Annotated in this window: 1 protein-coding gene; it reads right to left on the bottom strand. The window is 44.9% G+C overall.

Annotation, left to right across the window (positions count from 1 at the left end; genetic code table 11):
* Positions 1-521, bottom strand: a 521-nt coding sequence (locus tag GMD6S_RS10115; protein ID WP_000297873.1) for an N-acetylmannosamine-6-phosphate 2-epimerase, incomplete at both ends; no start/stop codon positions are given.

Raw genomic sequence — 521 nt, 5'->3', positions numbered from 1 at the left:
ATACCTCGCACCCCATACTCAAGGATTTGCTTAGCTTGTTCTGGTGTATGAATTTTCCCTTCCGCGATGACATCCACCCCTGCTTCACAAAGTTTTTTGATCAGTTCAAAGTCTGGACCATCCACTTTGGGACTATAAGAGGTGTAACCTGATAGGGTTGTTCCAACAAAATCAATCCCTGCTTCAACTGCTGCTATACCCTCTTCAAACGTGCTAGTATCAGCCATTAAGAGTTGATGCGGATATTTTTCTTTGACTTGTCGGATAAAGTCCTGAATTTCCAAACCATCGTAACGTTCACGTTTGGTACAATCCAGAGCAATGACCTCAATATCTAGTTCAGCCAGTTCATCCACTTCTCTCATCGTAGCTGTAATGAAAGGCTCCTGTGGCGGATAGTCACGTTTGATAATCCCGATAATCGGGAGTTTCGTAACCTCCTTAATCTCCTTGATATCGCGAACACTGTTTGCTCGGATACCGACTGCTCCACCTTGCTCAGCCGCTTTGACTAGCAAGGG

The sequence above is a fragment of the Streptococcus sp. GMD6S genome, from assembly GCF_000297015.1.
The sequence above is the reverse complement of the archived record's forward strand: the minus strand, read 5'-3'. Positions and strand labels throughout refer to the sequence as shown.